The organism is Methylobacterium goesingense (assembly GCF_022179225.1).
Lineage (GTDB): Bacteria > Pseudomonadota > Alphaproteobacteria > Rhizobiales > Beijerinckiaceae > Methylobacterium > Methylobacterium goesingense.
The window spans coordinates 1-1064 of the sequence record NZ_BPQL01000254.1; the positions used below are offsets into that span (position 1 = coordinate 1).

1 protein-coding gene and 1 pseudogene are annotated in these 1064 nt (G+C 72.8%); both read left to right on the top strand.

Going from position 1 to position 1064, the window contains the following annotated elements:
- Positions 1 to 692: FAD binding domain-containing protein (locus MFF30_RS25745; protein ID WP_238283120.1), on the top strand; the 692-nt coding region annotated here is incomplete at its 5' end.
- Positions 685 to 1064, top strand: a pseudogene (locus MFF30_RS25750) (hypothetical protein); the annotation flags it as partial. The gene MFF30_RS25745 and the pseudogene MFF30_RS25750, both read left to right, overlap by 8 nt.

Consider the following 1064-nt stretch of genomic DNA (forward strand, 5'->3'; position numbering starts at 1 on the left):
TGCGCATCGGCGCGGGCGTGACCCTGGCGGCGGCCGGTGCGGCGCTCGCCAAACTCCACCCCGACCTCGGCGAGCTGTTTCGTCGCCACGGCGCCGCCCAGACCCGCAATGCCGGGACGCTCGGCGGCAACATCGCCAACGGCTCGCCCATCGGCGACGCCGCACCCGCCCTGATCGCGCTCGGCGCCACGCTCCACCTCGCCAGCCGAACCGGCACCCGCGACCTGCCCCTGGAGGATTTCTTCGTGGCCTACGGTCGGCAGGACCGCGCCGCCGACGAGATCGTCACGGGGGTCACGGTTCCGCCCTTGCCGGCGGGGGCGCGGCTGGCGGTCTACAAGGTCTCGAAGCGCTTCGACGAGGACATCTCCGCCGTGCTCGGCGCCTTTCGGCTGACCCTCGACGCCGGTCGCATCCGGGAGGCGCGCATCGCCTACGGGGGCATGGCCGGCACGCCGAAGCGCGCCGCGCAGGGAGAGGCCGCGCTGGTGGGCCAGCCCCTCGATGCGACCGTCATCCCCGCCTTCAAGGCGGCGCTCGCCCGGGACTTCACCCCGCTCTCCGACATGCGGGCCTCGGCGGCCTACCGCCTCAAGGTCGCCGGCAACCTGATCGAACGCCTGATCCACGAGGCCGGGCCAGGGGCGCCCGAGACCCGGCTCGCAGCGATCGGAGCGCTGGCCCATGCTTGACCACACGCCCCCTGCCCCGAAGCCGGAAGACCGGATCGCGGGTGGCGCCCATACACCGCGCATCCACGACAGCGCGGCCCGCCACGTCGGCGGCTCGGCGGTCTACATTGACGACGCGGCCGAGCCGGCCGGCCTGCTCCACGTTTGCCTGGGCTTGGGCGAGCGGGCCCATGCCCGCCTCGTCTCGGTGGATCTCGGGCCCGTACGAAGCACCGAGGGCGTAGTGGCGGTGTTCACTGCCGCCGACGTTCCGGGCGTCAACGAGATCTCCTCCTCGCATCGCGGCGACGAGCCGATGCTGGCCGAGATAGGACACCGTGTCCTCGGCCAGCATCGGCTCGTCGCCGCGATGCGAGGAGGAGATCTCGTTGA